Annotated in this window: 2 protein-coding genes; one reads left to right on the forward strand and one right to left on the reverse strand. The window is 56.8% G+C overall.

Going from position 1 to position 3,428, the window contains the following annotated elements; translation table 11 throughout:
- Positions 1-391: 391 nt before the first annotated feature.
- On the forward strand, positions 392-2,569 hold the full coding sequence (locus tag AC1DRJ_RS22000) for a malate synthase G (RefSeq protein ID WP_477804000.1): 2,178 nt from the start codon (positions 392-394) through the stop codon (positions 2,567-2,569).
- A gap of 219 nt (positions 2,570-2,788) precedes the next feature.
- Here the strand turns inward: AC1DRJ_RS22000 and AC1DRJ_RS22005 are convergent, their stop codons facing one another.
- Complete coding sequence (locus tag AC1DRJ_RS22005; RefSeq protein WP_477804001.1) at positions 2,789-3,256, reverse strand: response regulator; 468 nt, start codon at positions 3,254-3,256, stop codon at positions 2,789-2,791.
- Positions 3,257-3,428 lie beyond the last annotated feature (172 nt).

The following is a 3,428-nucleotide window of genomic DNA, read 5'->3' on the forward strand; positions in this document are numbered from 1 at the left end:
CCTTTGAACCTGCCCACAACAAATCGTGTACAACTTTTTATATTTAACTGGAACAATCCAATAGTTTTTTGAGAACATCCCGTTCCCCGACATGACTGCAATGCGTCACGGGGTCGCAGAACGACGTAATTAGTCTAATTTTCACAAGCGCAATTCATCATGTAGTATGCCGCAGCGCGCACTACATAACGTTGGATCGATGTCTGCCACAGGCATACTCGCAACCCTGAAAAGCCCAGTCAGCAAGGCCTCAAAGCCGTTGATCGGACCGAACCCAGCCGCCCGTTTGGGCATGTACTGGAGGACGGGTTTGTGGTTTAAATGGCCATAGGCTTCATTGTCAAAATTGAAGAGCTGAAAAGCGAAATAGCTGAGCAGAGTGAGGCAAGCAATGACTGAACACGTTCAAGTCGGTGGCCTGCAGGTCGCCAAAGTCCTGTTCGACTTCGTGAACAACGAAGCCATTCCCGGTACCGGCCTCACCGCCGATAAGTTCTGGGCCGGTGCCGACAAGGTCATTCATGACCTGGCGCCGAAGAACAAAGCCCTACTCGCCAAACGCGATGATTTCCAGGCTCGTATCGATGGCTGGCACCAATCCCGTGCCGGTCAGGCGCACGACGCCGCGGCTTATAAAGCCTTCCTGCAAGACATCGGTTATCTGCTGCCAGAAGCAGCCGATTTCCAGGCAACGACGCAGAACGTCGATGACGAAATCGCCCGCATGGCCGGTCCACAGCTCGTGGTTCCGGTGATGAATGCCCGTTTCGCGCTCAATGCTTCGAACGCCCGCTGGGGTTCGCTGTACGACGCGCTCTACGGCACCGACGCCATTAGCGAAGCTGACGGCGCGGAGAAAGGCAAAGGCTACAACAAGGTTCGCGGCGACAAGGTCATTGCCTTCGCCCGTGCTTTCCTCGACGAAGCAGCTCCCTTGGCGGCCGGCTCCCACGTCGATTCCACCGGCTACAAAATCGTTGACGGCAAATTGGTGGTCGCCCTTAAAGGTGGCAGCAACACCGGCCTGCGCAACGACGCCCAACTGATCGGCTTCCACGGCGAAGCTAACGCTCCGACCGCGATCCTGCTGAAAAACAACGGCCTGCATTTCGAAATCCAGATCGATGCCAGTACTCCGGTCGGCCAGACCGACGCTGCCGGCGTCAAAGACATCCTGATGGAAGCCGCGCTGACCACCATCATGGACTGCGAAGATTCCGTCGCCGCCGTCGATGCTGATGACAAAGTGGTGATCTACCGCAACTGGCTCGGCCTGATGAAGGGCGATCTGTCGGAAGAAGTCTCCAAGGGCGGCCAKACCTTTACCCGCACCATGAACGCCGACCGCACCTACACCGGTGTCGATGGCAAAGAACTGAGCCTGCACGGTCGTTCGTTGTTGTTCGTGCGTAACGTCGGTCACCTGATGACCATCGACGCCATCATCGATAAAGACGGCAACGAAGTACCGGAAGGCATTCTCGACGGTCTGGTGACCAGCCTCGCGGCTGTCCACAGCCTTAACGGCAGCAATTCACGCAAGAACAGCCGCACCGGTTCGGTTTACATCGTGAAGCCGAAAATGCACGGCCCGGAAGAAGCTGCGTTCACCAACGAGCTGTTCGGTCGCATCGAAGAAATTCTCGGCTTGCCGCGCAACACGCTGAAAGTCGGGATCATGGACGAGGAGCGCCGCACCACGGTCAACCTCAAGGCCTGCATCAAGGCCGCCAGCGAGCGCGTGGTGTTTATCAACACCGGTTTCCTCGACCGCACGGGCGATGAAATCCACACCTCCATGGAAGCCGGGCCGATGGTGCGCAAGGCCGACATGAAGGCCGAGAAGTGGATTGGCGCTTACGAGAACTGGAACGTCGATATCGGTTTGAGCACCGGCCTGCAAGGTCGCGCGCAGATTGGTAAAGGCATGTGGGCCATGCCCGACCTGATGGCCGCGATGCTCGAACAGAAAATCGCTCACCCACTGGCCGGCGCCAACACTGCCTGGGTTCCATCGCCGACCGCCGCTGCACTGCACGCGCTGCATTACCACAAGGTTGACGTGTTCGCCCGTCAGGCTGAACTGGCCAAGCGTACTCGTGCTTCGGTGGACGACATCCTGACCATTCCATTGGCGGTGAACCCGCAATGGACCGCAGAACAGATCAAGAACGAACTGGACAACAACGCCCAGGGCATTCTCGGTTATGTCGTGCGCTGGATCGACCAGGGCGTGGGTTGCTCGAAAGTGCCGGACATCAACGACGTCGGCCTGATGGAAGACCGTGCGACGCTGCGTATTTCCAGCCAGCACATCGCCAACTGGCTGCGCCACGGCATCGTCACCGAAGAACAAGTGATGGAAAGCCTCAAGCGCATGGCGCCAGTGGTTGACCGTCAGAACGCCAATGACGCGCTGTACCGTCCGCTGGCTCCGAACTTCGACAGCAACATCGCCTTCCAGGCGGCGGTCGAACTGGTGGTCGAAGGCACCAAACAGCCGAACGGCTACACCGAGCCGGTTCTGCACCGTCGTCGTCGCGAGTTCAAGGCTGCCAATGGCCTGTAAGTAAGCGATAACACCGCGCAAAAAAAGGCCCTGATCGAAAGATCAGGGCCTTTTTATTAGCGCCTGCAATGACTTGTGGCGAGGGGGCTTGCCCCCGTTCGGCTGCGCAGCAGTCGTAAAGTCAGCGCACGCGATATATCAAGATAAAAGCAGGTGCGAAGATTAGGGCCGCTTTGCAGCCCAACAGGGGCAAGCCCCCTCGCCACAAAAGCTCTTCAGCTAACGTTGGGGCTCTATTCCCAGCTCATGCTTGACCAAACCCAGCAATATCTCGGGATCAATAGGCTTGAGCAGAAAATCCACCACGCTCAAATGCATGGCCGCGATGGCGTCTTTTACGTCAGCGTCACCGGAGATGATGATGATCGGCAAGGCCGCCCGTACCGACTCACGTACCTGACGGATAAGTTCGAGGCCATCGACATTGCCCATGCGCAAGTCAGTGATCACCAGACCGATTGAAAGCTTTTGCACTTCTTCTTCAGTAACCAGCAGCTTGAGTGCGCTTTCACCGCTGGCAGCGGTGATGCAGCGAATACCGTTCAATCCAAGAATTTGCGACAACAACTCGCGCGCGTCTTTATCGTCATCGACGATCAGAACCCGCTGCAGCGGCAAATCGGGTTCGAGCATGACGGCACTCAGCGCCTCGCGCTCGGCATCACTCAAAATATCTTGGTCGGACATGGCGTTCTCTACGTTTTCAATCCAATCCCTCAGCACATTCGTCAGACATCGCTAAGCAGATCACCAATGTGCACTTCGTCGGAAAGATTTCCAAGAGGCAAATTGAACAGTTTTTCGTAGATTTGCTTCAGGCGCATCCAAAATCGCACCCTAGGGGCGGCCAACCTAGACT

Source organism: Pseudomonas sp. P5_B2 (assembly GCF_056400445.1).

Bases quoted from the DNA above. Each gene is read 5' to 3' on its own strand.
- AC1DRJ_RS22005 (WP_477804001.1), bottom strand. From the start codon at position 3,256: ATGTCCGACCAAGATATTTTGAGTGATGCCGAGCGCGAGGCGCTGAGT.